The organism is Pigmentiphaga litoralis (genome assembly GCF_013408655.1).
GTDB classification, from domain to species: domain Bacteria; phylum Pseudomonadota; class Gammaproteobacteria; order Burkholderiales; family Burkholderiaceae_B; genus Pigmentiphaga; species Pigmentiphaga litoralis_A.
The window spans coordinates 1271732-1298388 of sequence record NZ_JACCBP010000001.1 but is presented as its reverse complement, the minus strand read 5'-3'; the positions used below and the strand labels follow the sequence as shown (position 1 = coordinate 1298388).

Genomic DNA, 26657 nt, shown 5'->3' with positions numbered 1-26657 from the left:
GAGGGTTGCGATCTGCCATCCTCCGTACAAGAACATCAGGGGATGAACAATGACCAGGAATGCACTGGAGCGCCTGTTGCGGCCGCGCTCCATCGCGGTGGTGGGCGCCTCGCCCGAACCCGCATCGGTAAGCGGCTTGCTGCTGACCAATATCGGACGCTTCGACTACGGCGGGGACCTGCACCTGGTCAGCCGCAGCCGCGACGAGGTCAACGGCAAGCCCTGCCTCAAATCCATCGATGACCTGCCGGAAGGCGTGGACGCCGCGGTGCTGGTGGTGCCGCAGGTGGCGGTGTACGACTCGGTCGAAGCCTGCGGCAAACGCGGCGTGGGCGGCGCGATCATTTTTGCGTCGGGCTTTTCGGAACTGGGCGACGAAGGCCGGGCCGCGCAGGACCGGCTGGCCGACATGGCGCGCGGCTATGGCATGGCGCTGCTCGGTCCCAACTGCATGGGCTTCGTGAACTACAGCGACCACGTGCCGCTGACGTTCGAACCGGTGCCCGCACGCAAGACCATGACCGGTCCCAAGGTCGCGATCATCGCGCAGAGCGGCGCCATGAACGGCAATCTGCGCGCGGGCCTGACGGCGCGCGGCGTGAATGTGTCGTTCTCGCTGTCGACTGGCAACGAAGCCGTCACCAGTGCCGAAGATTTGCTCAGTGCACTGATCGATGCCGACGACGTGGACGCGTTCGCGATCTTTGTCGAGATGCTGCGCAAGCCTGCGCTGTTCCTGAAGGCCGTGGCCCGCGCCCGCGCGCTGGGCAAGCCCGTGGTGCTGATGCACCCGGGCCGCAGCCAGCGGGCGCGCGAAGCCGCGCAGTCGCACACCGGTGCACTGGCGGGCGACTACCAGGTCATGCGCACCCTGGTCGAACGCGAAGGCGTGGTGGTGGTCGACACGCTGGACGAACTGTTCGATGTGACGGCGATCCTGGCGCGCTATCCTGTGCCGATCCAGTCCGGCAAGGCGGCCGTGTCGTCCAATTCGGGCGCCCTGCGCGGCGTGGCGATCGACTTTTGCGAAGACGTCGGCATGGAACTGGCCACGCTGTCGCCGCAGACGTTGACGCGCATCAACGAAATCCTTCCGGACTTCGTGACCGCCGACAATCCGCTCGACCTGACGTCGCAAGGCATGCAACGGCCCGAGATTTTCGGACTGACGGCGCAGGCCATTCTGGATGATCCGGAAGTCGGCAGCCTGATCGTGCCCTTGATGGGCGGATCGCCCGCGCAGCAGGTGGCCAAGGCCAATTCGTTGCTGCCGGTCATGATCGCATCGCAAAAGCCGGTGGCGTTCTGCATCATGGGCGATACCGCGCCCCTGGCTGAAGAATTCACGCGTCTGGTGACCGAAAGCGGCATGCCGTTCGGCCGGTCACCTGACCGCGCCTTGCGCGCCATGGCGCACGTGCATCGCTACGGCCAGCTCAACACCGCCAGCAGCGAGCGGGCGGCAGGGGATCTCGGCAAGAAGCTGCCCGACCTCAAGCCCGGTCCCCTGGTCGAATATCGCGGCAAGGCATGGCTGCGGGACCTGGGTATCAAGACGCCCGACGGTGACCTGGCCACGTCGGTGGAAGATGCGTTGGCCGTGGCCGACCGCATCGGCTATCCGGTGGTGTTGAAGGCCCAGGCGGCGCAACTGATGCACAAGAGCGACGTGGGCGGTGTGGCCGTCAACGTGCGCGATGCCGATGCCCTGCGTGACGCGTGGTCGCGCATGCAGGACAGCATCGCCGCCAAGTGCCCGGGGCTGGTCCTGGATGGGATTCTGGTCGAAGCCATGTCGCGGCCCGGCCTGGAAATGGTGATTGGCGGACGGCGCGACGCCAACTGGGGCGTGGTCATGCTGGTGGGCCTGGGCGGCATCTGGATCGAGGCCTTGCATGACGTCAAGCTGCTGCCCCCCGACCTGACCGTGCCGCAGATCGTGTCCGCCATGCACACGCTCAAGGGCGCCAAGCTGCTGTCCGGCTTGCGGGGCAAGGGGCCGGTCGATGTGCAGGCGGTGGGGGAAGCCGTTGCGCGGCTGGCCGCGCTGATGCTGGCCAATCCCGAGATCACCGAGATCGACGTCAATCCGTTGATTGCCTTGCCGGAAGGCGAGGGCGTGATTGCACTGGACGCCTTGTTCGTGATGTGAAGGAGACAGCCATGCCCGCCGTCCTGGACGACGACAGCTTCCGGCAGTTGATGGATTCCATCAACCGGTTCATTCAGCAACGGCTGAAGCCGCTGGAAGCGCAGGTGGAAGAGACCGAAGAAGTTCCTGCCGACCTGATCCGCACCATGCAGGAGATGGGCCTGTTCGGCCTGGGCATCCCCGAAGCCTACGGCGGCTTCGAGCTGACCCTGCGGCAGGAAATCGAAGTGCAGATGGCGTTCAGCCAGGTGTCTCCGGCCTTCCGGCTGGTGTTCTGGCCGAACGTCGGCATCGGCAGCAAGGGCATCGTCATGGCCGGCACCGAAGCGCAAAAGCAGGCCTATCTGCCGGGCCTGGCCAGCGGCGAATTGCGGGCCGCCTTTTGCCTGACGGAGCCGGATGCCGGGTCCGACGCGGCCAGTCTCAAGACGTCGGCCGTGCGGGATGGCGATGACTTCGTGTTGAACGGCACCAAGCGCTACATCACCAATGCGTCGCGCGCGCACGTGTTCACGGTCATGGCGCGCAGCGACGCCAGCAAGCCGGGCGCCGATGGCGTCACCGCGTTCATCGTGGACCGCGACACGCCGGGGCTGCATATCGGCACGCCCGAACGCAAGATGGGCCAGCGCGGCTCGCCCATCTGCGACGTGATCCTGGAAAACGTACGCGTGCCGGCCAGCCGCATCGTGGGCGGGCCGGCAAACGAAGGCAAAGGCTTCCGGATTGCGATGAAGGTGCTGGACGCCGGGCGCATCAGCGTGGCCGCGTCGGCCCTCGGCATGGCGAAACGCCTGATCGACGAAGCGGCCACCTATGCCCTGCAACGCAAGCAGTTCGGCCAGGCCATTGCCCAGTTCCAGCTGATCCAGGCCATGCTGGCGGATTCCGAAACCGACTACCTGGCGGGCCACGCGCTGGTGCTGCGCGCGGCCGACGCGCTGGAGCAGGGCGAGGACACCCGCAACCTGGCGGCTGCCGCCAAGTACTTCTGTTCCGAAGCGCTGGGGCGCACGGCCGACCGCGCCGTCCAGATCCTGGGTGGCGCGGGCTATGTGGCCGACTACCCGGTGGAACGCCTGTACCGCGACGCTCGCGCGGTCCGCATCTACGAAGGCACCAGCCAGGTCCTGCAACTCATGATCGCCCGCACGCTGCTCAAGCGCTACGAGGCCTGATCCCGTACCCAAGGAATTCTTATGCATCCGACCCCCACACTGGTGGGCCACGGGCCCCGGCACGTCATTGCACTGAGCGGCTGGATGGGCAGTGCCGCCCACTGGGGCACCGTATTCGACGCCATGGACCCGGCAGCCAGCACCGTGGCCCTGATCGACTATCGCGGCTATGGCGCCGCGCGCGAGCATCCCGGACCCTACGGATTTGCACAGCATGCTGATGATGTGATCGCGATGGCAGACCAGCTTGGCTGGGACCGCTACAGCCTCATCGGCCATTCGATGGGCGGGGTCGCGATCCAGCACGTGCTGGCGCAGGCCCCTACGCGCGTCGACGCACTGATCGGCATTACCGCCGTGCCGGCCTGCGGCTCGCGCATGGATGACGCCCGGCTGGGGTTTTTCGACAAGGCGGTGGACGACATCAGCGTGCGCCGCAAGATCTTTGACGTGTCGACCGGCGGGCGGCTGTCCGCCGCGTGGCTGGACCGCATGGCCGCCGAGTCCGACGGCCTGATGCGGCCCGAGGCCATGCGCGCCTACCTGCGCGAATGGGCGACGCAGGACATCTCGGCGCGCATCACCGGGCTGGACCGGCCGGTGGGCCTGTTCATCGGCGAACACGATCCGACCCTGTCGGAAGCGCTGATGCGGGAGACGTGGATGCGCTTCTACCCGAACGCCACGCTGGAGGTGATCGGCAACGCCGGGCACTACCCGATGTTCGAGGCGCCCGTGATGCTCGGGACGCGGATCGATGCCTTTCTCAATGATCGAATTCGCTTGTGACTCCATCAGTTTTATGTGATTCAGCTCGCCCGGGCTTTCCGATACATTGGCCGTATTCCTATAACGATGACAGCGATCGGAGACAAGCCGCTGGCATACGCCCATCACGGATGGACCCACTGTGTACCCGTTGAGCTATGTTCGTCCAGACACCCTGGACCAGGCCCTGGCGCTGTTGGCCGACCAGGAAGACGCCAAGCCGCTGTCAGGCGGCATGACCCTCATCCCCACCCTCAAGCAGCGCCTTGCGGCCCCGTCGCACCTGGTGGACCTGTCGCGCCTGGACGCCTTGCGCGGCATCGGCCTGCAGGGCGATGTCTTGCGTATCGGCGCCGCGACCAAGCATGTCGAAGTGGCGCGATCCGACGTCGTGGCCGGCTCGATTCCCGCCCTGGCCGCGCTGGCCGGCGTGATTGCCGATCCCCAGGTGCGCAATCGCGGCACCCTGGGCGGTTCCGTCGCCAACAACGATCCGGCTGCGGATTACCCTGCCGCGGTGCTTGGACTGGGCGCGGTCATCGAGACCAGCACCCGCCGCATTCCGGCCGATGACTTTTTCGTGGGCATGTTCGAGACGGCGCTGGAACCTGGCGAGCTGATCGTGGCCATCGAATTTCCGGTGCCTGACCGCGCGGCCTACCAGAAGCTGCGGCACCGCGCGACCGGCTATGCGGTTACCGGTGTATTCGTTGCGCAATTCAACGATGCCGTGCGCGTGGCAGTGACCGGCGCCGGATCCTCCGTATTCCGGTGGACGGAGGCCGAGACGGCGCTGGCGGCCAGTTGCCAGTCGGACCGCCTGGCCGATACCCCCATCGACGAGACGCTGTTCAACAGCGATGCCAACGGCAGCGCCGCCTACCGGGCCAACCTGGTGCGGGTCATGACGCGGCGCGCTGTCGACGCGCTGACGCCGCGGCCCCGCTGATCGGGCTGGCACCGCTGCGGTGGCATCACGCTGCCCTCGCGACCTCATTCTCTTTTCTTCTGGAAACGTCATGGAATTCAAAGGCAGTCATCGCATTCCGGCCGCCCGCACCCAGGTCTGGGCCGGCCTCAATGACCCCGCCGTGCTCCAGGCCTGCGTGCCCGGCTGCGAGGCCTTCGAGCCGACCGGGCCGGACACCTATGCGGCGGTTGTCGTCGCCGCGATCGGGCCAGTCAAGGCGCGCTTCAAGGGCAAGCTGGCCATTGCCGACAAGGTGGAAGACACCGGCTACACGATCATTGGCCAGGGTGACGGCGGCATCGCCGGCTTTGGCAAGATGACGGCGACCGTGACGCTGACCGACACGGACGACGGCTGCGAGCTGGTCTACGTTGCGGTGGCCGAAGTCGGCGGCAAGCTGGCGCAGATCGGATCGCGCCTGATCGGTTCGGTCACCAACAAGCTGGCCGACGAATTCTTCAAGCGCTTTTCGGCCGCCATGACCGAACGGGTGGGGCAGGCATGATGCAGGTCCACGTGACGATCAATGGCGAGTCCGTCTCGCGCGACGTGGACGACCGCACGCTGCTGGTCGAATTCATTCGCAAGGACCTGGGCCTGACCGGCACGCACGTGGGCTGCGACACCAGCCAGTGCGGCGCGTGCACCGTGCATCTAGATGGCGTTGCCGTCAAATCCTGTTCCGTGCTGGCGGCGCAGGCCAGCGGGGGCGACGTCGTCACGATCGAAGGGCTGGCGCCATCGCCCGACGCCCTGGGTCCGGTGCAGGAAGCCTTCGTGGCATGCCACGGGCTGCAATGCGGCTTTTGCACGCCGGGCATGATCATGGCTGTGGATCATTACCTGACGGTGGACGGCCGGCTGGATGACGCGTCGATCTGCCATGGCCTGGAAGGCAATATCTGCCGCTGCACCGGCTACGTCAACATCATCGAAGCCGTGAAGCACGCGGCCGCCGCCCGGCAAGGAGGCCCGCATGCCTAAGCTGATCGGACAGCCCATGCCGCGCGCGGAAGACGCGCGGCTGGTCGCCGGAAAAGGTCAGTACACGGATGATGTGTCGCTGCCGGGCCAGGTATACGCCGCCTTTCTGAGGTCGTCGCGCCCCCATGCGGTCATCCGCGGCATGGACCTGGAAGCGGCACGGTCCGCCCCTGGGGTGATCGCCGTGCTTACGGGACAGGATTATCTGGATGGTGGTCATCAGGGCATGGACCACGTGCCCAATCCGGCCGATGCCATCGCGCATGAACAGCGTGCGTTCAATGATTCGCTGACCGGCCACGTCTTCAACCAGCGGCACATTCCGCTGCCGATCGACAAGGTGCGCCATGTGGGCGAAGCGGTCGTCATGGTCGTGGCCGAGACGCAGCGCGAAGCGCGCGATGCCGCCGAATTGGTTGACGTTGACTACGATCCCTTGCCCGCAGTGGTGGATGCCGACAAGGGCATGCTGCCCGATGCGCCGCAGCTGTGGGACAACCTGCCATCGAACCTGTGCTTTCAGGTGCAGATCGGCAACCCTGAAGACATTGCCCGGATCTTTGCCGGCGCGCACCACGTCGTGCGCCGCGAATTTCGCAACAGCCGCATCGTCAATTGCCAGATGGAACCGCGGTCCGCGCTGGGCAGCTACGACCCCGAGTCGGGCTATCTGCTGATTTCGGGCAGCCAGGGTGTGACCCGCCAGCAACTGTGCATTGCGGACGCGCTGAAGGTGCCGCGAACGCAAGTGCGGGTGATCAGCCCTGACGTGGGCGGCGGCTTTGGCCCGCGCAGCATGGTTAATCCCGAACAATTGGCGGTGCTGTGGGCATCGAAGCGGGTAGGGCGGCCGATCAAGTGGACCAGCGATCGCAACGAAGCCTTCCTGTCCGACTACCAGGGCCGCGACCAGGTCGCGCGCGCCGCGATGGCGCTGTCGGCCGATGGACGCATCCTGGCCGTGGACCACGAATTGATCGGCAACGTGGGCGCACACACGGTGTCGTATGTGCCGCTGTCCAACGGATCCCGCGTGATGACCACGGTCTATCACGTGCCTGCCGCTGCCGCCAAATTGAGCGCCGTCATGACCAACAGTGCGCCCACCGGACCGTATCGCGGTGCGGGCCGGCCCGAGTCGACGCACGTCATGGAACGCATGCTGGATATCGCCGCGCGTGAACTCGGCATCGACCGGGTCGAGATTCGCCGCCGCAATCTCATCCAGCCCGGCCAGATGCCGTACCGCAGTCCCATGGGTCTGAACTACGACAGCGGCGCCTTTGCCGCCAACATGGAACGCGCGCTGACCGTTTCCGAATGGGACGCTGCCGAAGCGCGCCGCGCGGCGGCCCGGGCACGCGGCCGGTGGCTGGGCATAGGCGTCGCCAACTATGTCGAATCACCCGTGGGCGCACCCAAGGAACGCATCGAATTGACGGTCGAACCCGATGGCCGCGTGGATCTGGTGGCCGGCACGCAAACGACCGGGCAGGGCCATGCCACCACGTTCGCGCAGGTACTGGCTGACAAGCTGGGGGTGCCTTTCGAAGCGATCAGCCTGCGCACGGGCGATTCGGCCTTTGTGAGCGTGGGCGGCGGCACGCATTCCGACCGGTCCATGCGGCTGGTGGGGACGCTGATCGTGCAGGCGGTGTCGTCGCTGGTCGACCTGGGCAAGCCCGTGGCGGCGACCTTGCTCGACACCACCGAAGGGCAAGTCAGTTTCATTGATGGCGAGTATGTCGATGCCACGTCGCAGCGCAAGGTTGGCCTCGCGGATGTGGCGCGACGGATTGCGGAATCCGGCCTGCCGGATGCCGAGGGCGCCGCCGCCGACACGCACCGCTTCCGGGTCGTTGCGGAATTCAACGGTCGTATTCCGGCGCACCCCACCGGCGCCGCGGTGTGCGAACTGGAAGTCGATCCGGATACGGGTGAGGTCGAGCTGACGCGCTACACGTCCATCGACGATGTCGGCACGCCCATTAATCCATTGATTGTCGAAGGCCAGGTGCATGGCGGCCTGGCGCAGGGCATTGGCCAGGCCTTGTATGAAGGCTTCCAGGTCGATCCGGAAAGCGGACAGGTGCTGAGCGGCTCGTACATGGACTATGGCGTGGCCCGTGCCGGCGCCTTGCCGCCGCTGCGCATCGAATTGACCGAAGACCCCACCAGCGGCAATCCGCTGGGCGTGAAAGGCGGCGGCGAAAGCGGCATCACGCCAGCCACCGCCGCCATCTTCAATGCACTGGCCGACGCACTGCGCGAGGTCACCACCGACGAATTGCCGATGCCCGCCACCGCGGCGTCGATCTGGGAAGCCATCCATCAAGGGGACAGAGTGTGAATACCGACAAGGTCACCGTCACGCGCAACGGCGCGCTGCTCGACATCGCGCTGAACACACCGGCCAACGGCAACCTGCTCGATGCCGAGATGGGTCGCGCGATCGTTGCTGCCGTCAACCAACTGGATGACGATATCAAGTTGATCCGCCTGTCGGGCAATGGCGCGGATTTTTGCGCGGGCCGCGTTTCGCCCATGCCGGCCAAGGGCGCCGCGCCGTCGGCGGAACACCTGCGCCGCACGGTCGCCATGCCGGCGCTGGAACTGTACGACGCCCTGAAAGCCACGGCCGTGCCGGTGCTGGGCGTGATCCGCGGCCGCGCGATTGGCGTGGGCTGCGCCTTGGCGGGCGTCTGCGACGTGACGATTGCGGCGGACACCGCGTCGTTCCAGATCCCGGAAATGGAGCGTGACATCCCGCCCACGCTGGTCATGTCCGCGTTGATCGGCCGCGTGCCGGTCAAGACGGTGGCGCGCATGGTGTTGACCCGCGACACCGTCTCGGCCGCCGAAGCCCTGCAGGCCGGGCTGGTCAGCCAGGTCGTGGCCGGCGACCAGCTGGATGCCGAAGTCGGGCGCATCACCTCGATCATGCTGGGCTGCGGCGCGGTCACGATCCGCGCCGTCAAACAGTTCCTGGAACTGGCGCCGGGCCTGCCGCGCGGCACGTCCAGCGGACTGGCCGGGCATCTGGCGGGCACCGCGCTGTCGGCCAAGTTCTAGGCATCACCATCCCTACCGGCGCGGCTACGTATCGCGCCATGCCCTACCCAGGAGACAGCATGACTTCCTTCTTTTCCAAGCGGCGGGCGTTCCACGCTGCCGCCTTGTCCGCCACCGGCCTGGCCGTTTTCGCCGCCACCGCGCTGGGCGTGTCATCGACCGCGCACGCCCAGGCCTATCCCACCAAACCCATCCGCATGGTGCTGGGCTATCCGGCCGGCAGCGGCATCGACGCCGTGGCCCGGCAGGTGGCCGCTCGCCTGGAAAAGGAAGCGGGGCAGACGGTGGTGGTCGACAACCGTGCCGGCGCCCTGGGCAACATCGCGGCCGACATGGTCGCCAAGTCGCCGGCCGATGGCTACACCATTCTGTTCACGCCAAATTCGACACACGCCGCCAACATCCATCTGTTCAAGAAGCTGCCCTTTGATCCGGTCAAGGACTTCCAGCCGGTGGGCACCGTCGCATCGCTGGGCTTTGTGCTGCTGACCAATCCCGAGGCCCGGCCTTACAAGACCGTGGCGGATCTGACCGCCACGCTCAAGCGGGAACCGGGCAAGTATTCGTGGGGCAGCGGCAACGCCACGGGCCAGGTGGCCGGCGAGTTGTACAAAACGCTGGCGGGTGTCGATGCCGTCAACGTGCCGTACAAGGGCGTGCCTCAAGCCATGACCGACCTGATCGGCGGCCGCATCGATTTTCTGTTTGCCGATGCGACGCTGGCGATTCCGCAACTGAAGGGTGGCCGCGTGCGCGCGCTGGCCGTGACAGGCAAGACCCGTCCCACTTCCTTGCCCGACGTGCCCACCATGGCGGAAGCGGGCGTGCCCGGCTACGACCTGAGCGGCTGGTTCGGCATCTTCCTGCCGGCCAATGCGCCGGCGCCCGTGCTGGCCAGTCTGACCGGCTGGCTCAACACCGTCACGCGCGATCCGGCCATCGCGGAGTTCATGCGCAGCATCGGGGCCGAGCCGCTGCCGGGCGGTCCGGCTGACCTGGCCACGCTGGTCCGTACCGATACCGAAAAGTGGGGCAAGATCATCCGTGCCGCCGGCATCACTGCCGAATGACGGCGCAGGCCGAATGATTGCAAACGTCAACTATCTGGAGCATCCATGAGTGACGATATGCTGGACCTGAAAATGTTCATCGACGGCGAGTGGCTCGATACCACCGGCCGCCGTTCCGAGCCGGTCATCAACCCGGCCACGGGCGCAAGCCTGGGCGACCTGCCGCATGCCACGACCGACGATCTGCAACGCGCGATCGACACGTCGCAGGCCGCGTTCCAGCGCTGGCGCATCATATCGCCCCTGGCGCGCGGTGAAATCCTGCGCAAGGCCGCGCAGCTGTTCCGCGAACGCAGCGATCGTATCGCGCGGATCATGTCGCTCGAACAGGGCAAGACGCTGACCGAATCGCGTATCGAAGTCATGGTGACGGCCGAGATGCTGGAGTGGGCGGCCGAAGAAGGCCGGCGCACCTATGGCCGCGTGATTCCGCCGCGCGAGAACGGCTGGCGGCAGATTGTCGTGCAGGAACCGATCGGCGTCACCGCGGCGTTCACGCCGTGGAATTTCCCGGCCATGATCCCGGCGCGCAAGATTGCCAGTTCCCTGGCGGCGGGCTGCACATGCATCATCAAACCGTCCGAAGAAACGCCAGCGTGCGCCATCGAAATCGCGCGCGCCCTGCAGGATGCCGGTCTTCCCAAAGGTGTGCTGAATGTGGTGTTCGGCGTGCCGGCAGAAGTTTCCGAATTCCTGATCGCGTCGCCCATCGTGCGCAAGGTGTCCTTTACCGGCAGCGTGGCGGTGGGCAAGCACATTGCCGGCCTGGCCGCGCGGGGTGTCAAGCCGGTCACGCTGGAGCTGGGCGGTCACGCGCCGGTGCTGGTGTTCGACGATGTCAATGTCGAAGCCGTGGCGCGAATGGCGGCCGCGGGCAAGTACCGCAACGCGGGGCAGGTCTGCATTTCGCCGACGCGTTTCTTCGTGCATCGCAAGGTGCACGATGCCTTTGTCGATCTGTTCGGCCGCGCAGCCGGCGCCTTGCGGGTCGGGCCCGGTGTCGAAGCGTCGTCGCAGATGGGCGCTTTGGCCAACCCGCGGCGTCTGACTGCCATGGACACGCTGGTGGAAGACGCCAGGTCACGCGGTGCGTCCGTAGTCACTGGCGGCGAACGCCTGTCGGGCGATGGGTACTTCTTCCGGCCCACGGTCCTGGCCTCGTTGCACGCCGACTCGCGCGTGCTGTCCGAAGAGCCGTTCGGCCCGCTGGCCATGGTCGTGCCGTTCGATGATGACGACGAGGCGCTGCGCCAGGCCAATCATCTGCCCTACGGACTGGCGGCCTACGCCTTCACGTCGAATGCGGACCGCATCATCAAGGTGTCGAACGGCATCGAAAGCGGCATGGTGGGCATGAACACCTTTGCGATTGCCTCGGCCGAATCGCCTTTTGGCGGCGTGAAGGACAGCGGCTACGGATCCGAAGGCGGCATCGAAGGCGTGGCCGCCTACCTGACGCCCAAGTTCATTTCGCAGTCCCCCGCGCCATGAACGACCTGACCGGCAAGACAGCCATCGTCACGGGCGCAAGCTCCGGCATCGGCCGCGCGGTGGCCATTGCGCTGGCCGCCGCGGGGGCGCGCGTGATGGTTGCCGCCCGCAACGAACAGGGGTTGATCGAGACCGCGTCGCTGATCAGCCAGGCAGGCGGCACGGCGTCGATCTGCATCACCGATGTGACCGACGAAGCGCAAGTGCAGCAGCTGTTCGACCGCACCGTGGCCGCCTTCGGTGGCGTCGACCTGCTGGTGAACAATGCTGGCGTGACCACCAGTCAGCGCATTGAAGACCTGACCCTGGCCGCGTGGCGCCAGGTGCTGGACGTCAATCTGACGGGCGCTTTTCTGTGCAGCCGCGAGGCTTTCCGTGTGATGAAGCCCCGCGGGGGCGGTCGCATCATCAACATGGGAAGCGTGGCGGCGCTGGTGCCGCGGCCGAATTCCGTGCCCTACACGACCACCAAACATGGCCTGGACGGCATGACGCACGCGCTGGCGCTGGACGGCCGCGAGCATGGCATTGCCGTCAGTGTGCTGCACCCGGGGGTGACGGAATCCGCGCTGGCCGAAAAGTCCGGGCGGAAGTTCGCGCCCGGTGAACTGATGAAGGCGTCGGACGTGGCAAGGGTGGTGCTGCTGATGGCGTCCCTGCCGCCCGAGGTCAATCTGTACGAAAGCGTGATCTTCCCGTTGTCGATGCCGCTGCTGGGGCGGGGCTGAGCCCGCCAGTCATCTCTTACTTGGCGCGCGGTTTCTTGCCTGATGGAATCGATGGAATGGTCGGCACTTCGGCCCCGGTAGGGCCCAGGCCCTGGATCGCCAGCGCCAGCAGGGCGCGCAGCCGGGCCAGGCCCACGGCAGGCTTGGGCGTGCCTTGCGCCAGCCAGCGGCGCACTTCGGTCAGGTAGATCGTCATGATCAGGCCGGCGATCAGTTCGGGTGGCGCGGTGTCGGCGATCTTGCCGGCTTCCTGCTTCTGGCGCGCCAGGTCGGTCAGCATCGACGAGATGTTGGAACGGCGCGCATAGAAGCGGCTGGTTTCCTTGCCCTTGTCGGTGGTCTCGGCCAGGAAGTCGGCAGTTTCCTGCACGGCCGCGCGCGACAGGGGCGGCTCTTTCGCCCAGTAGGTGTAGCGCAGCGTGAAGAACTTCATCAGCTGTTCGAGCAGGGGCAGGTCGGACTGCAGGGCTTTTTCGCCCTTTTCGTTCACGGCGTCCAGGTCGTTGTTGATGATCAGCATCAACAGGTCGCGTTTGTCGGCCGCGTAGACGAACACGGTGCCGATGGCGACGTCGGCGCGCTGGGCGATTTCGCGGGTGGTTGCGTCGTCAAAGCCCTTTTCAAGGAAGACCTCGCGTGCCGCCTGCTTGATGCGTCGGAGCTTGTCCTGCTTGCTGCGTTCACGCAGACCGAGCGCAGGGGCGGATGCGGATTTTCCAGTGAGGGTGTCTTTCATGAATTTCTTGTTGTCGGCCCGCGCGAGCGTGGCCAGGGTAGGAGCGGATGCGTCAAACGGTGCCTATTCTAAAAGAAAAGCCCTTCGCGCACGATGCCGCAACGCGTTGACAAAGTAAGTGTCGTTTATATAAAGTTAACTTATTAAAAAGGAGACCGCCGTGGCCGACGCTGCCAAGATCGCTGCCCAGGGTGCTTCCCGGGCGCCTGCCAACGCCGGGGACGCGGTCGTGGGCGACCTGCCGGCCGACGCGGCACGCTGGGAATCCTCGGCCCGCCGCGTGTCCACGCCAGCGGGCGCAAACACGATCACGTGGCGCATCTGGGGCAACGGGTCGCCGGTGGTCCTGCTGCACGGCAATAGCGGCTCCTGGACGCACTGGATCCGCAACCTGGACGCCCTGAGCGCCCACCACACCTTGTACGTGCCCGACCTGCCGGGCCACGGCGACGCCGATCCCTACACCAACACGCCCACCATGGCGGGATTTGCCTCGCTGCTGTGGCACGGGATGGACGAGCTGTTGCCCGAGCATGGCCTGCCCGTCGATATCCTGGGGTTTTCACTGGGCTCGGTGCTGGCGGAAACCATGGCGGTGGAACGGCCCGCGCAGGTGCGCAAGCTGGTGCTGCTGCGCGGCAGTTTTTCCGATGGGCCGCTGGCCTTGCCCGAAGGCATCCGCCGCTGGCGCGGTGTGGATGATCCCGCCGAGATGGCCGCGATCCAGAAGCACAACCTGGGCGTGCTGATGATCCATGACACCGCCCGCATCGATGCACTGGCGGTCGCCCTGCAGACCCGCAATGTGCTGCGCACGACGCTGGACATGCGGCCCTTGCTGGCCAGCCGTACGCCCCAAACCTTTCATCGCCTGACCGGCGAGATCCACGGTGTGTCCGGCGAATTTGACGTGTATGGCGGCGATGTGGCCGAGCAGGGACGCGTGCTGAAGCAGGTGCACCCGTCGGCGCATTTCCATCTGATTCCCGGCGCCGGCCATTGGGCCATCTACGAGGCGGCCGATGCCATCAATCCTTTGCTGGTGGACATCCTGATGAAGGGTTGATCCGCATACGCCCGGTGGCGTAAATAAATGACTATGCTCAAATATGAGCGTAATATATTTTTCTGATATCGGCGTCCAGACCGGTAGGGAAAGACAGCCGCGCGCCGCACCGTGCACGGCCCAACAGGAGACCGCAGTGAAGACATGGACCCTTGCGCTGGCAGCCAGCTGCACGCTGGCTGTTCTGCCGGGCGCGTACGCCCAGGCACCCGCCGCCTATCCCACCAAGCCAATCCGCATGATCGTGGCGTTCCCGCCGGGCGGCAGCACCGACCTGATCGCGCGGGTGATCGCACCCGTCATGTCCGAACGGCTAGGCCAGCAGGTCGTGGTCGAAAACCGGGGCGGCGCGGGCGGCAACATTGCGATGGAAGCCGTGGCGCGCGCGGCGCCCGATGGCTATGTGATCGGCTTCAGCGGCGCGGGCGCACTGGGCATCAACGGCGTGCTGTACCGGAACATGACTTTCGATCCGATCAAGGACCTGACCCCGGTTGGCCGCGTGGCGTATTCGCCGTTCGTGCTGGTGGGGCCGCCCGACGCCAAGGCCAAGACCATTGCCGACGTGCTGGCCGAAGCCAAGGCCATGCCCGAGAAGCTGTCGCTGGGCCACGGCGGGCAGGGCACCGTCATGCAACTGGCCAGCGAACTCTTCAACCAGACGGCGGGTGTCAAGACGGTCCTGGTGCCCTACAAAGGCACCGGCCCCGCCACGGTGGATGCCATGAGCGGGCAGATCCCGCTGGCCATGAGCGACACGCCCAGCTCGGTCAACTACATCCAGGCCGGCAAGCTCAAGGCCTACGCCGTCACCACCGCGGAACGCAGCCCGGCCTTGCCCGATGTGCCGACGCTGGCCGAAGCGGGACTGAAAGGCTATGAAGCCACGGGCTGGTTCGCGATCGCCGCCCCAACCGGCACGCCGCCCGCCATCATTGAAAAGTTGAACGGTGCGCTGAATGCAGCGTTGAACAATGCCGAGGTCAAGACGCGGATCGTGGCCGCCGGTGCGACGCCCGGCCCGACCACGCCGGATGAACTGCGGCAGCTGATCGAAGTGGACACCGACAAGTGGGGCAAGATCATCAAGCGCCTGAACCTGCGGCTGGACTGATCGGCGGCGCATGAATATTTCCCTGCGTCAGCTCAAGGCCTTCCTTGGCGTGGCCGAGTCGGCCAACTTTACGAAGACGGCTCAGCATCTGCACCTGAGCCAGGCGGGCCTGAGCGCAACCATTCGCGAGCTGGAATCGCAGCTCAATACTCGGCTGTTCGAACGGACCACGCGCGCCGTGGTGCTGACCGAAGCCGGCCGGGTCTTCCTGCCCACCGCGGCGCTGATTGCGCGGGAACTGAGCGACGCGGCGCTGCGGCTGCGTGACATGGAACGGCAGGACATCGCCACGCTGCGGGTCGGCTTCACGCCGTTGATGGCGTCCGCGATCGTGCCGGACACCTTGCTGCGTTTTGCCGCGACGCATCCGCAGGTGGAGGTGGAAGTGGTCGATGGCAGCCCGGTCGAAATCCAGCAGGCCGTGGAAAACGGCGGACTGGATGCGGCCTTCGGCGCCTTTTTCGCCAAGGTGTCGGGGCTGCGGCGCGAGGCCATCATTCCCTCGCACCTGGCGGCGGTATATGCGTCGGACCGCACCGCACACGCCGCGGATACCGGCAGCGGCGACATGCCGTGGCAGGCGTTGAACGATCAGCCGCTGATCTGCCTGACTCCGGAAAGCCCGGTGCAAAGCCTGACCGAAGAAGCCTTGTTCCGCCACAAGCTGAACATTGCGCGGCGGACCACGGTGCAGCATCTGGAGACCGCGATTGCGATGGCCGAAAAGGGCTTTGGCATCGCGATCATTCCGTCGTTCGCGCAAAGCGCCTGCCTGCGCTACGCGGTGCATTGCCGCCCGCTGGTGCCGGCTGTCAGTTTCGATTTCTATGTGATCACGCGGGCCGGCGCGGTGCCTTCGCCAACCTTGACCGCGTTCGTCACGACCTTCGAGCAGGTCGTGGCGGAACTGCCGAAGCCGTCAGCGGGCTGAGGGAGCCGGGCTGCGGTAACCGTCCGCCCGGTTGCCCCGCTGACGCCTATCGCGCCGGTGCGATCCGGCCGCGGCATTCGCCGAAACCGATCGTGCGAAAGCCCGCCTTTTCCGCCTTGCCGCGCAGCACGATCTCGTCGCCATCCATCAGCCACTTCCGCGTTTCGCCATTCGGCAGCGTGATGGCTTCGGCCCCGGCGCTGGTCATCTCGGTCATGCAGGCCATGGAACTGCGCGCTTCGCCCGATACCGTGCCGCTGCCAATCAGGTCGCCAGGCAACAGGTTGCACCCGTTGCTGGTGTGATGGGCGACCATTTGGCCAAAAGTCCAGTACAGCGTCTTGGCGTTCGTCTGGCTGATGCGTGCCGGGCCGTCGCCGCTGCTGCGCATCGTGTCGCTGGACAGCCAGGCTTCGAGCTGGATATCGAACGCGCCCTGGCGTTGGTCCGCCTCGCTGGCCAGATGCGGCAGCGGCGCGGGGTCGCCTTCAGGACGCGCGCAGGCGGCCGTGCGAAAGGGCGCCAGGGCCTCGGCCGTCACGACCCAGGGCGACACCGAGGAATGAAAGTTCTTGCCCAGGAAAGGCCCCAGCACCTGTTCCCACCACTGGATGCTCTTGGCGGACCAATCGTTGAGCAGGCAAAACCCAAAGAGATAGTCGGCCACCTGGTCGATCGGGATCGGCGAGGCCTGCGCATTGCCCTGGCCCACGAACAGGCCCAGTTCCAGTTCAAAGTCCATCGCTTCGATCGCGCCGAACTGGACGCTGCCATCGGCGGCTTTCCATTGCCCATGTGGACGCACCACATCCGGGCCGCTCACACGGATCGATGACGTGCGGCCGTGATACGCCACAGGCAGATATTTGAAGGCGGGCGGCAAGGGGTCTTTCAGGCCTTTGAGCTTGCCGTGGCGTTCCGTGTGATGGATGGACGTCAGGAAGTCGGTATAGCCTTCGATGCGGCACGGCAGGTGCAGCGTGGCGCCCGCGGCAGGCACCAGGACCTTGGCGGCATCGGCACGCGCCGGGTCGCCAGACGTTCCATCGGCGCGCAGCCTGTCGAACAGCGCGGCCCGCAAGGCGTGCGTGTCGGCCGGCGGAAGCGCCATGAAGGCATTCAGCGTGGGCGCGCTGGCGGCTTCGGCGGCACGCCGGGCTGCGCCTTCGAACCAGCCCGCGTCCAGCGCCGCGCCGATATCCAGCACCTGGTCGCCAATGGCGACCGCACCCCCGCGTCGTCCATCGCGCTCAAGAATGCCGTAAGGCAGGTTCTGAATGGGGAAGTCGGTGTCGTCAGCATTCGCGCTGTCGACCCAGCTGCGGACGGACGCGTCGTGGGTGGCGTTCAAAGAAGTGGTAGTCACATCAGCCATACGATCAGTGTCCTTGGGCGTTGGCGGAAACGGCGGTGGCGGATGACGCACCCGCCGCAGCACGCAGCTGCGCCTTGTCGGTCACCCACTTGGCCAGGTCGGCATGGGCCACGCGGGCATGCGATTTCATGTCCGCATCGGACACGGTGCGCACGGTCAGCTCGACCCGGAAACCGTTTGGGTCAAAGAAGTAGATGGACTTGACGATGTGGTGATCCGTCACGCCCAGCACGTCCACGCCGGCCGCTTCCAGCCTGGCCTTCAAGGCCATGAGGCGGTCCAGGCTGTCGACTTGCAGCGCAATGTGATTGACCCAGGCGGGCGTGTTCGGCGAGGGCAGGGCGGATACATCGTCGCCCAGGTCGAAGAAGGCAATGTACGACCCGTCACCCATCTCGAAAAAGATGTGGACGTACGGGCAGTACTCGCCAGTGCTGGGCACGTGGTCCAGACGGATCACGTGGACCAGCGGCAGGCCGATCAGGTCTTCATAGAAATGCCGCGTCTCTTCGGCATCGCGGCAGCGCCACGCAAAGTGGTGCAGTCCTTGAACGGTGGGCGCCGACAGGTCGGCGGCAATCGGGCTATTCATGGTGTGTCCTTTCAGCGGCAGGTTCACAACGGATCGGGCGCGCAGCCTTACAGCGGCGCTGTCTCGACGTCGTAGGTGAACAGCCATTCGTAGCGTTCCTTGACGCGCTCTTCCTGCCACTCGCGATTCACATAGGCGGCCGCGCCTTCGGGGTGGGCCAGTTCCTTGTTGTGGAAGCGTTTGGCGTTGGCGTTGGATCCTTCGACCACGCGCGCGGTGCGGTCCTTGCGGGCCTCTTCATAGTGCTGCAGGGCGACGGCGGGATCGTCGCGGTATTCATCCAGCGCGCGTGCCAGCATATAGCCGTCTTCGATCGCCATGGCCGCTCCTTGCGCCAGGAAAGGCAAGGTCGGATGGCAGGCATCGCCAAGCAGGGTGATGTTGCCGTTGCTCCATTTTTCCATGGGGGCGCGCACCATCAGCGCCCACTTGTACGGCACGTCGATCGCGCGGATCAGGCTGTGCACGTCTTCGTGCCAGCCGGCCAGATCCGCCTGGCATTCTTCGGTCGACCCCCGTTCGGTCCAGGACTCCACCTGCCAGTCCGTCCGTTCGACGGCGGCCACGAAGTTGACAAGCTTGTTGGCCCGCAGCGGATAGTGGATGACGTGTGCGCCGGGACCCACCCAGTTCACGCCCAGGGGACGCTGCAACTGCGGTGGAAGGGTGTCGGCTTCGATCACGCCGCGCCAGGCCACGATGCCCGAGAAACGCGGCTTGTCGGCGCCGAACAAGGTTTCGCGCACCAAGGAATGCACGCCGTCGGCGCCCACCAGCACGTCGCCATGAAAGCTGCGGCCATCTTCGGTCTGCACCGTCACACCATCAGCATGCTGATCGAACGCGACCATCTTGGCGCCCAGCACGATGGCATCCGGATCTTCGCGCCGCACGGCATTGGCCAGGGTCTGATGCAGATCCGCACGATGGGCGGTCAGGTAAGGGTAGCCATACAGCTTGCGCGACACGCTGCCCAGGTCGAACAGATTCCACGTCTGGCCGGTGTTCCAGAGCCGCACGATCTTGCCTTGCGGTTCGGACGCGAGCTTCATGAACTCGGGTTCCAGGCCCAGCTTGAACAGCACGTGATTGCAATTGGGGCTCAGCTGAATGCCGGCGCCGACTTCTTTCAGCTGCGCGGCCTGCTCCAGGATCCGGACATCGAAGCCCTTCTTGAGCAAGGCCAGTCCGGCGGTCAGGCCACCCAGGCCACCCCCTGCGATAAGTATGCGCATGATCAGTCCACGACAGGTTTGGTTTTGGCAACCAGCGCCGTCCACTTCTTGGACTCGCCGGCAAGGAAGGTGCGGAATTCATCGGGCGTCGTCTGGATCACATCCAGGCCGCCTGTTTCCATCTGCTTGCGCAGTTCAGGATCGTTTTGCGCATCACGCAGCGCGGCGTTCAGTTTCTGCAGCACGGCGGGCGGGGTCTTGGCCGGGGCCACCAGCGCCAGCCAGGAATACACCTCGAAGTCATTGCCGTAGATTTCCTGCACCGTGGGGACGTCAGGCATCGCCGGCGAGCGTTTCGCGCTGGTGGTGGCCAGCACCTTGATGCGCCCATTGGCCAGATAGGGCTGGGCCAGCGTGATGGTTTCGAGCGACATGTCGACCTGGCCGCTGACCATGTCCGCGAAGGCCGGCGCGCCGCCCTTGTAGGGCACATGAAGCATGTCGAACTTGGCGGCTTCCTTCAGCCATTCGCCGGTCAGGTGGTTGATCGAACCGTTGCCGGCCGATCCGTACGACGACTTGTGGGTCTTGGCGTAGGCCACGAATTCCTGCAGCGTCTTGGGCGGCAGCGCACTGCGTGTCACCAGCAGGATCGGCGTGCGTCCCACCATGCCGATCGGCGCGAATGATGTCATCGGCGCATAGCCCGGATTGGGATAGAGCGATGGCGCCACGCCCAGGCTGCTGGTGCTGCCCCACAGCAGGGTGTAGCCGTCGGCCGGTGCGCGGGCCACGAAGGCCGAGCCCACGGTGCCGCCCGCGCCCGGGCGGTTTTCCACGATGACGGGTTTGCCAAGCAAGGTACCCAGCGACTTGCCGACCAGCCGCGCGCTGACGTCGGTCGGGCCACCCGGCGGGAAGGGCACGATCAGCGTGATGGGGCCGGTGGGGTAGTCCTGGGCAGCGGCCGGGCTGAGCGGCGCCAGCGCGGCGGTGGCGCCCAACGCAAGCGCGGCAACGGTGCTGAACGCGCTGCAAACGAAAACGCGCCGCGAAGGGGCGGCGCGCGTGGTGGTGTCGGTCATCGGTGTCCCCTGGTCGATGCAGGCTGCGCGATCCGTGCCGCGATGCGCAGCCGGTCGCTGTCTGGGTGGTCGTAAGCCACGTACCAGGGAAATATAAGTGAAGCCTTACCCGAAATGAATCACATAAAAATTATGGAGTCACAACGGAATTCGATCACCCCCCAGGCGCTGCGCGCCACCCCCAGGGGCGGCACTGGTGGACTGGCGGAGCCAGATCCACTGTGCCCGGCGGTGGCTATGTGGCAGTGCCAAGCGTGGTGCTGATGGCGACGGGCGTTGGGTTGCTGCTTGCGTTTTAGGCGCCCTGGTTTTCTTCGCTCTGCGCGCCGCGCAGTTCGCCGACCAGGGTGCGGAGGTTCGCGCGCATGGTTTTCAGGTCGCGGGGTTCCAGACAGGCGAAGGCGTCGGCTTCGACCGCTTCGATATCTTTCGCGCCAGCTTCGACCAGGGTGCGGCCTTCGGGCGTCAGGCTCACGCGCAGGATGCGGCGGTTGGCGGCGTCTTCGCGGCGGACGAGCAGGCCGCGTTCTTCCAGTGTGCTGAGCAACTGGCCCATGGATTGAGGCGTGACGTAGAAACGGCGGGACAGATCGGCCGATGAGAGACCATCGCGATGCCCGAGCACGGACAGGACCGTGTACTGAATGCCGGTGACGGCGTATTTCTTGAGGGCGGCTTCGGTGCGGTTGCGCAACGCGAAGTGGACTTGCGACACGAGATACGTGGTGCTTGCGCCAAGGCTGGGCTCGGCGGTAGCGGGTGCGGTCTTCGGCAAAAAAGGCTCCCCGGGGGTGTCGTTTTTTCTTGCCAGTTTAACGCGGACCGACCGGAAGGGGCCGACTAGCGAGGCACGCCAGGCGTGCACTCGCTGGCGAGCGGCGCGGCTTGCGCCGGCCGCTCAGGCACGTGGCGCTTACTTCGCGTCCACGGCATCCTTCAGCACCTTGGCGGCGCTGAATGCGGGCGCTTTGCGCGCGGCGATCTGGATGGCTTCACCCGTACGTGGGTTACGGCCCGTCTTGGCAGCCTTGGCCTTGACAGAGAACTTGCCGACACCTGGCAGCACGACTTCATCACCGCCCGCCAGCGAGGCGCGCAGTGCGTCGCCCAGGGCGTCGATGAACGCTTCCGACACGTTCTTCGGTTGCTGGGTCCGTTCGGCGAGGGCGTCGATCAGTTCTTTCTTGGTGCGCATGCGTACTCCTTAAAAAAGTTGGCAGGTCGCCGACAGTGGCGGGTCGCCAACAGCACTAGGGCGGCATTCAAACAATCTTGGCGCATAAATGCAAGTCGGTTTTGGCTTTGCGCGCGACACTTGCGTGGCCCGCGCGGCCTGTATCGACGCCAGATTCGGACGGTGCGATACAAAAAAAATGTGGCCATTCCAACGATTCTGACCGGGGCCGATAACTGAACGTTAAGGGTCAGCTTGCTCATCTTCGTGAAAATCACCGCAAAATCGGACAACTCTCACCGATACTGCGGCTATCCAGCGTTTGCGCCGCATGCTTCGATTGCCTACCATGCGTGCTTGCCGCGCAGCGTGGTCCTGAATGAAAGCGCGGCCCAGGAGTCCCCATGCACACTGAAATCCACACCACAAAAGTTACGCCTGCCGTTACAACTCGCCGCAATTCGGCGGCCTGGACGGTCGCCGGAATCGTCGAATTGTTCGAGCTGCCGTTCTCGGATCTGATCTTCCGGGCGCAGCAGACGCACCGTGAACACTTCGATCCCAACGCCGTGCAGCTGTCGACCCTGTTGTCGATCAAGACCGGCGGCTGTCCCGAAGATTGTTCCTATTGCCCGCAATCGTCGCGCTACGACACGGGGCTGGAAGCCGAAAAGCTGTTGCCGCTGGCTGAAGTGCTGGACGCCGCCCAGGCCGCCAAGGCCAATGGTGCGACACGCTTCTGCATGGGCGCCGCGTGGCGCAGCCCCAAGCCGCATCAGGTCGATGCGGTGGCCGAGATGGTGTCGGCAGTCAAGGACCTGGGGCTGGAAACCTGCGTGACGCTCGGCATGCTGCGCGATGGGCAGGCGCAGCAACTGCGTGATGCGGGTCTGGACTACTACAACCACAACCTGGATACGTCGCCCGAATTCTATGGGCAGGTCATCACGACCCGCACGTATCAGGACCGCCTGGACACGATCGCCCGCGTGCGCGATGCCGGCGTCAAGGTCTGCTGCGGCGGCATCGTCGGGCTGGGTGAATCGCGGCGAGAACGCGCCGGCCTGATCGCGCAGCTGGCCAACATGGACCCGTATCCGGAGTCGGTGCCGATCAACAATCTGGTCCGCGTGGAAGGCACGCCGCTGGCCGAGAACGACGCGGTCGATCCCTTCGAATTCGTGCGTACGATTGCCGTGGCCCGCATCACGATGCCGCAAGCCATGGTACGGCTGTCCGCCGGTCGCGAAACGATGGACGATGCCCTCCAGGCCCTGTGCTTCCTGGCCGGCGCCAATTCGATGTTCTATGGTGATCGCCTGCTGACCACCGACAACCCGCAATCGGTCGCCGACCGTGCGTTGATGGGCCGCCTTGGCCTGCACGCATCGTCAGGGCACTGATCATCGGTATGCTGCATATCTATGGCGATGCCTGGCTGAACGAGGACGACGTCGAGTTCACCATGATCCGCGCGCAGGGGTCGGGCGGGCAGAACGTCAACAAGGTGTCGAGCGCGATCCATCTGCGCTTTGACATTCCGCGCTCGTCCTTGCCCGATGAATTGAAAGCCGCGCTGCTGGCCGCGAACGATCAGCGCATCACCAAGGAAGGGGTGGTGGTGATCAAGGCCCAGGCCTACCGCAGCCAGGAAAAGAACCGCGACGACGCCTTGCAGCGCCTGGTGAGCCTGATCGCGTCGCACGCCGTCCCGGCCAAGCCGCGCAAGCCGACCAAGCCCACGCGCGGTTCGCAGCAGCGGCGGCTGCAGCGCAAGGTCTTGCGCGGAGAGATCAAGCGCAACCGCGGCAGGGTGACGGACTAGGTGCGGTATGCGCCGTGCAGGTTCAGCGCGGCCCAGCCTTCGGGCCCGATCTTGCGCAGCATCTCGATGTTCTTTTCGTAGATGGCGTCGGCTTCCGGAAAGCTTTCCACTGCCTTGTCCACGCTCTCTTCGCGCAGCAGATGCAGCGTGGGGTAGGGCGCGCGATTGCTGTAGTTCTCGATGTCGTCCGGCCCCGTGTCGGCAAACTGGTAGTCCGGGTGGAAGCTCGCGACCTGGATGATGCCGCCCAGATCCAGTTCTTCTACCGCCGCATCGGCGATGTCCAGAAAGTCGTTGTAATCCGCAAAGTCATTCAGCACCCACGGGTGGATCAGCAGGGTCGTGTCGATCGTTTCCGGGGATGCCTGCGCGATCTCTTCCAGGGCCCGCGCCAGATCGGCCAGCAGCGCTTCTTCATCGCGCGCGTCGCTGACGAGGTAGCGGATCTGGTCTTTCACATGCACGGCCTTGGCGAACGGACAGAGGTTCAGGCCGATGACGGCCTTTTCGATCCACGCGCGTGTGTCCGCCACGGCAGTGTCGTGCGACGGGCCGTTGCTGGCGTCTTGGGAAGATGACATGGGGATTTCCATTCGATAAATAGGGTCAGGCCACGGTAACCGCGCCATGCGACACCGCGTGTTGTTCAGGTTCGATGTGGATCGTGACCGAGCTGTCGACGACCGCGTGACTGAGCGCGTCTTCGATCCGGTCACAGATGTCATGGGCGTCGGCCACGGTCATCTCGCCCGGCGTCACCAGGTTGAATTCGATGAAGGTGAGGTTGCCCGAGCGGCGCGTGCGCACGGCATTGGCCTGGATCGCGCCGGTGGCGTGGGTCGCGATCACCGACGCAATGGTGGCCTGCACGTCGGGCGGGACCGCTTCGTCCATCAGCCCGCCGACCGACTCGCGCATCAGCTTCCAGCCCGACCACAGGATGTCGACGGCCACCAATGCGGCAATCACGGAGTCGAGCTTGGCCCAGCCTGTCCATGCGACCAGCGCCACGCCGATCACGACACCGATCGATGACACCACGTCGGTCCACAAATGGTGGGCATCCGCAACCAACGCAGGCGAGCGCCAGCGGCGGCCGAAGCGGAACAGCACAAAGCTCCAGATGCCGTTGAGCACGCCCGCGCCAACGTTGATGGCCAGGCCCAGCGCCGGCGCCTGCAAGGGCGTGGGCGCCATGAACCCTTGCCAGGCCTCCTTCAGGATCAGCAGGGCGGCGACCAGGATCAGCGCCGCTTCGAGCACCGCCGACAGGTATTCGGCCTTCTGGTGACCATAGGGATGGTTGGCGTCGGCAGGCATGGCGCTGACCGATACCGCCGCCAGGGTCGCGACGGCCGTCGCCACGTTGATGATGCTTTCCAGCGCATCGGAGTACAGCGCGACGCTGCCGGTCAGGACATAGGCCAGGTACTTGAGGCCCAGGACGGCCACCCCCACGACGATGGTGCCAACCGCGAGGCGCGACGCTGGCGTCATGACCGAGGGTCCGTGACAGGACTGGATGGCGGGGCGTCGGCAACGCAAGCGCGTGACGCCAGAGGACAGGGGGTGGGCATAAAAGGTTACAGGGCGGCCGGGATAACCGGGATTCTAGCCCGTAGAATTTGCGCACCGCCCGCGACGGCACCCTTTGTGGATGATGCATGAGCCCCTCCCGTCAGGACCTGACGACCGGTCCGATCGGCAGTACGCTGCTGAAATTCTCGCTGCCCGTGCTGGGCGGCAACGTGTTGCAGTCACTGAACGCGTCCGTCAATGCCATTTGGGTCGGGCATTACCTGGGCGAAGCGGCGCTGACCGCCACGTCCAACGCCAACATCATCCTGTTCTTCCTGCTGGGCGTGGTGTTTGGCGTCGGCATTGCCACCACCATCCTGGTCGGGCAGTCGGTGGGCCGCAAGGACATCGCGCAGGCCCGCTGCGTCGTGGGCACCGGGTCCGTCTTCTTCATTGTGCTGTCGGTGATCGCGGCGGTGCTCGGCTATGTGTTCACGCCCGCCATCTTTGTCGCGATGGGCACGCCGATCGAAGCGCAACCGCTGGCCATCAGCTACCTGCGCGTCATCTTCATCGCGCTGCCCTTCATGTTCTTTTTCAGCTTCGTGATGATGGCCCTGCGCGGGGCGGGCGACTCGCGCACCCCGTTCTACTTCATGGCGCTGTCGGTGCTGCTGGACATCGTGCTCAATCCGGTCTTCATCTTCGGGGTGGGCCCCTTGCCGCCGCTGGGCATCGCCGGGTCCGCGCTCGCCACCCTGATCGCGCAACTGGTCAGCCTGGTCGCCATGCTGGTGTTTCTGGTCAAGCGCGGGCACTTCCTGCTGCCGACACGCAAGGAATTGAGCGTGTTCAAACCCAAGCCGGCGCTGCTGCGCACCCTGGTCGCCAAGGGCCTGCCAATGGGTTTGCAGATGGTGGTGATCTCGTCGTCAGCCATCGTCATGATCAGCCTGGTCAACACCTACGGCACAGACACCACGGCCGCGTATGGCGTGGCGTCGCAGCTCTGGACCTATGTGCAGATGCCGGCGTTGGCCCTGGGCGCGGGCGTCTCGTCGATGGCCGCCCAGAATGTGGGCGCGGGCCTGTGGAATCGGGTCGATCGTATCGCCACGGTCGGGGTGGGGCTGAACCTGGTGCTGACCGGCGCCCTGGCCGTGGTGCTGTATGTCTTCAATCGCCATTCGCTCGGCATCTTCCTGCCGGACGGCACGCAGGCCATCGCGATTGCGCAGCACATCAACCTGATCGTGGTGTGGTCGTTCGTGGCGTTTGGCGTGACCATCGTGCTGTTTGGCGTGGTGCGCGCCACGGGCGCCGTCTATGCACCCCTGATCATCCTGTTCATTTCGATCTGGCTGATCCGCCTTCCGGTGGCAAGCCTGCTGCAGGAACGCTTTGGCGCGGACGCGATCTGGTGGAGTTTTCCGCTGGGCGCGATGGTATCGCTGGTGCTGGCCGCGGGTTACTACAGGTACGGCGGGTGGCGCAATTCGCGCATGGCGGCGGGTGCGCCCGAGCCGGAAAAGGCGACGCCCGTTGCGCAAGCGCCAGAGACCGGAATGGGCATGCCTGCCGCGGCGCCGGCGGTGCCGCGGCAGGGGTAGGACTAAGGCGGGTAACGGTAGCGCAGGGCGCCTGCGTACCGGG

General features: G+C 65.5%; 26 protein-coding genes. 17 read left to right on the top strand and 9 right to left on the bottom strand.

All coding sequences use genetic code 11. From position 1 onward, the window contains the following. Window positions 1-49: 49 nt before the first annotated feature. The 11 genes from HD883_RS05795 (at window position 50) to HD883_RS05745 (ending at window position 12413) form a co-directional block, all read left to right on the top strand. Window positions 50-2152 carry an acetate--CoA ligase family protein gene (locus HD883_RS05795; RefSeq protein WP_179587403.1) on the top strand — a complete coding sequence of 701 codons (2103 nt, stop codon included), beginning with the start codon at window positions 50-52 and terminating at the stop codon, window positions 2150-2152. Between the two features lie 11 nt (window positions 2153-2163). After that, complete coding sequence (locus tag HD883_RS05790) at window positions 2164-3330, top strand: acyl-CoA dehydrogenase family protein (RefSeq protein WP_179587404.1); 1167 nt, start codon at window positions 2164-2166, stop codon at window positions 3328-3330. 21 nt (window positions 3331-3351) lie between these two features. After that, window positions 3352-4119, top strand: coding sequence for an alpha/beta fold hydrolase (locus HD883_RS05785; protein WP_179587405.1), 768 nt, complete (start codon window positions 3352-3354; stop codon window positions 4117-4119). Between the two features lie 121 nt (window positions 4120-4240). Beyond that, window positions 4241-5047, top strand: a complete 807-nt coding sequence (locus tag HD883_RS05780) for an FAD binding domain-containing protein (RefSeq protein WP_179587406.1) — start codon at window positions 4241-4243, stop codon at window positions 5045-5047. A 70-nt stretch (window positions 5048-5117) separates the two neighbouring features. Then, a complete protein-coding gene (locus HD883_RS05775; RefSeq protein ID WP_179587407.1) occupies window positions 5118-5573 on the top strand; it encodes a CoxG family protein in 456 nt (151 codons plus the stop codon). Beyond that, window positions 5570-6052, top strand: a complete 483-nt coding sequence (locus tag HD883_RS05770; protein ID WP_179587408.1) for a (2Fe-2S)-binding protein — start codon at window positions 5570-5572, stop codon at window positions 6050-6052. Before HD883_RS05775 ends, HD883_RS05770 begins: the two co-directional genes overlap by 4 nt. Further along, window positions 6045-8402 (top strand): xanthine dehydrogenase family protein molybdopterin-binding subunit, encoded by a 2358-nt coding sequence (locus HD883_RS05765; protein ID WP_257022005.1) that lies wholly within the window; start codon window positions 6045-6047, stop codon window positions 8400-8402. The genes HD883_RS05770 and HD883_RS05765 overlap by 8 nt, the downstream gene beginning before the upstream one ends. Beyond that, window positions 8399-9124 carry an enoyl-CoA hydratase/isomerase family protein gene (locus HD883_RS05760; RefSeq protein WP_179587409.1) on the top strand — a complete coding sequence of 242 codons (726 nt, stop codon included), beginning with the start codon at window positions 8399-8401 and terminating at the stop codon, window positions 9122-9124. Before HD883_RS05765 ends, HD883_RS05760 begins: the two co-directional genes overlap by 4 nt. A 59-nt stretch (window positions 9125-9183) precedes the next feature. Next, entirely contained in the window at window positions 9184-10194 is a 1011-nt protein-coding gene (locus HD883_RS05755; RefSeq protein ID WP_179587410.1) for a Bug family tripartite tricarboxylate transporter substrate binding protein, read from the top strand. Between the two features lie 45 nt (window positions 10195-10239). After that, window positions 10240-11685 (top strand): NAD-dependent succinate-semialdehyde dehydrogenase, encoded by a 1446-nt coding sequence (locus HD883_RS05750; RefSeq protein WP_179587411.1) that lies wholly within the window; start codon window positions 10240-10242, stop codon window positions 11683-11685. Next, window positions 11682-12413 carry an SDR family oxidoreductase gene (locus HD883_RS05745; protein ID WP_179587412.1) on the top strand — a complete coding sequence of 244 codons (732 nt, stop codon included), beginning with the start codon at window positions 11682-11684 and terminating at the stop codon, window positions 12411-12413. Before HD883_RS05750 ends, HD883_RS05745 begins: the two co-directional genes overlap by 4 nt. Window positions 12414-12429: 16 nt before the next feature. On the opposite strand, the gene HD883_RS05740 is transcribed toward HD883_RS05745, so the two are convergent. Further along, window positions 12430-13149: a TetR/AcrR family transcriptional regulator gene (locus HD883_RS05740; protein ID WP_179587413.1), complete on the bottom strand. Its 720-nt coding sequence runs from the start codon at window positions 13147-13149 to the stop codon at window positions 12430-12432. 160 nt (window positions 13150-13309) lie between these two features. On the opposite strand from HD883_RS05740, the gene HD883_RS05735 reads away from it, so the two are divergent. From HD883_RS05735 to HD883_RS05725, 3 genes are all read left to right on the top strand, one after another. After that, the gene (locus HD883_RS05735) at window positions 13310-14215 is read left to right on the top strand and encodes an alpha/beta fold hydrolase (protein WP_179587414.1); all 906 of its coding nucleotides are present in this window, start codon (window positions 13310-13312) and stop codon (window positions 14213-14215) included. A 136-nt stretch (window positions 14216-14351) separates the two neighbouring features. After that, entirely contained in the window at window positions 14352-15329 is a 978-nt protein-coding gene (locus tag HD883_RS05730) for a Bug family tripartite tricarboxylate transporter substrate binding protein (protein ID WP_179587415.1), read from the top strand. A gap of 10 nt (window positions 15330-15339) precedes the next feature. Then, window positions 15340-16260: a LysR family transcriptional regulator gene (locus HD883_RS05725; protein ID WP_179587416.1), complete on the top strand. Its 921-nt coding sequence runs from the start codon at window positions 15340-15342 to the stop codon at window positions 16258-16260. A gap of 46 nt (window positions 16261-16306) precedes the next feature. Here the strand turns inward: HD883_RS05725 and fahA are convergent, their stop codons facing one another. The 6 genes from fahA to HD883_RS05695 form a co-directional block, all read right to left on the bottom strand. After that, complete coding sequence (gene fahA, locus HD883_RS05720) at window positions 16307-17635, bottom strand: fumarylacetoacetase (RefSeq protein WP_179587417.1); 1329 nt, start codon at window positions 17633-17635, stop codon at window positions 16307-16309. A 4-nt stretch (window positions 17636-17639) separates the two neighbouring features. Beyond that, window positions 17640-18227: a VOC family protein gene (locus HD883_RS05715; RefSeq protein ID WP_179587418.1), complete on the bottom strand. Its 588-nt coding sequence runs from the start codon at window positions 18225-18227 to the stop codon at window positions 17640-17642. A 47-nt stretch (window positions 18228-18274) separates the two neighbouring features. Further along, a complete protein-coding gene (locus tag HD883_RS05710; RefSeq protein WP_179587419.1) occupies window positions 18275-19462 on the bottom strand; it encodes an FAD-dependent monooxygenase in 1188 nt (395 codons plus the stop codon). A 2-nt stretch (window positions 19463-19464) separates the two neighbouring features. Then, on the bottom strand, window positions 19465-20487 hold the full coding sequence (locus tag HD883_RS05705; protein ID WP_179587420.1) for a Bug family tripartite tricarboxylate transporter substrate binding protein: 1023 nt from the start codon (window positions 20485-20487) through the stop codon (window positions 19465-19467). 295 nt (window positions 20488-20782) lie between these two features. Next, window positions 20783-21262, bottom strand: coding sequence for a MarR family winged helix-turn-helix transcriptional regulator (locus tag HD883_RS05700; RefSeq protein WP_179587421.1), 480 nt, complete (start codon window positions 21260-21262; stop codon window positions 20783-20785). 138 nt (window positions 21263-21400) lie between these two features. After that, the gene (locus tag HD883_RS05695) at window positions 21401-21682 is read right to left on the bottom strand and encodes an HU family DNA-binding protein (protein ID WP_179587422.1); all 282 of its coding nucleotides are present in this window, start codon (window positions 21680-21682) and stop codon (window positions 21401-21403) included. Between the two features lie 383 nt (window positions 21683-22065). Between HD883_RS05695 and bioB the strand changes: the two genes are divergently transcribed. Further along, complete coding sequence (gene bioB, locus HD883_RS05690; protein WP_179587423.1) at window positions 22066-23064, top strand: biotin synthase BioB; 999 nt, start codon at window positions 22066-22068, stop codon at window positions 23062-23064. Between the two features lie 8 nt (window positions 23065-23072). Further along, window positions 23073-23486, top strand: coding sequence for an alternative ribosome rescue aminoacyl-tRNA hydrolase ArfB (gene arfB / locus HD883_RS05685; RefSeq protein WP_179587424.1), 414 nt, complete (start codon window positions 23073-23075; stop codon window positions 23484-23486). On the opposite strand, the gene HD883_RS05680 is transcribed toward arfB, so the two are convergent. Both HD883_RS05680 and HD883_RS05675 read right to left on the bottom strand, forming a co-directional pair. Further along, window positions 23483-24067, bottom strand: coding sequence for a DUF1415 domain-containing protein (locus HD883_RS05680; RefSeq protein ID WP_179587425.1), 585 nt, complete (start codon window positions 24065-24067; stop codon window positions 23483-23485). The genes arfB and HD883_RS05680 overlap by 4 nt on opposite strands. 25 nt (window positions 24068-24092) lie before the next feature. After that, window positions 24093-24983, bottom strand: coding sequence for a cation diffusion facilitator family transporter (locus HD883_RS05675; protein ID WP_179587426.1), 891 nt, complete (start codon window positions 24981-24983; stop codon window positions 24093-24095). A 167-nt stretch (window positions 24984-25150) separates the two neighbouring features. On the opposite strand from HD883_RS05675, the gene HD883_RS05670 reads away from it, so the two are divergent. After that, window positions 25151-26614 carry an MATE family efflux transporter gene (locus HD883_RS05670; protein ID WP_179587427.1) on the top strand — a complete coding sequence of 488 codons (1464 nt, stop codon included), beginning with the start codon at window positions 25151-25153 and terminating at the stop codon, window positions 26612-26614. The last annotated feature ends 43 nt before the right edge of the window (window positions 26615-26657 follow it).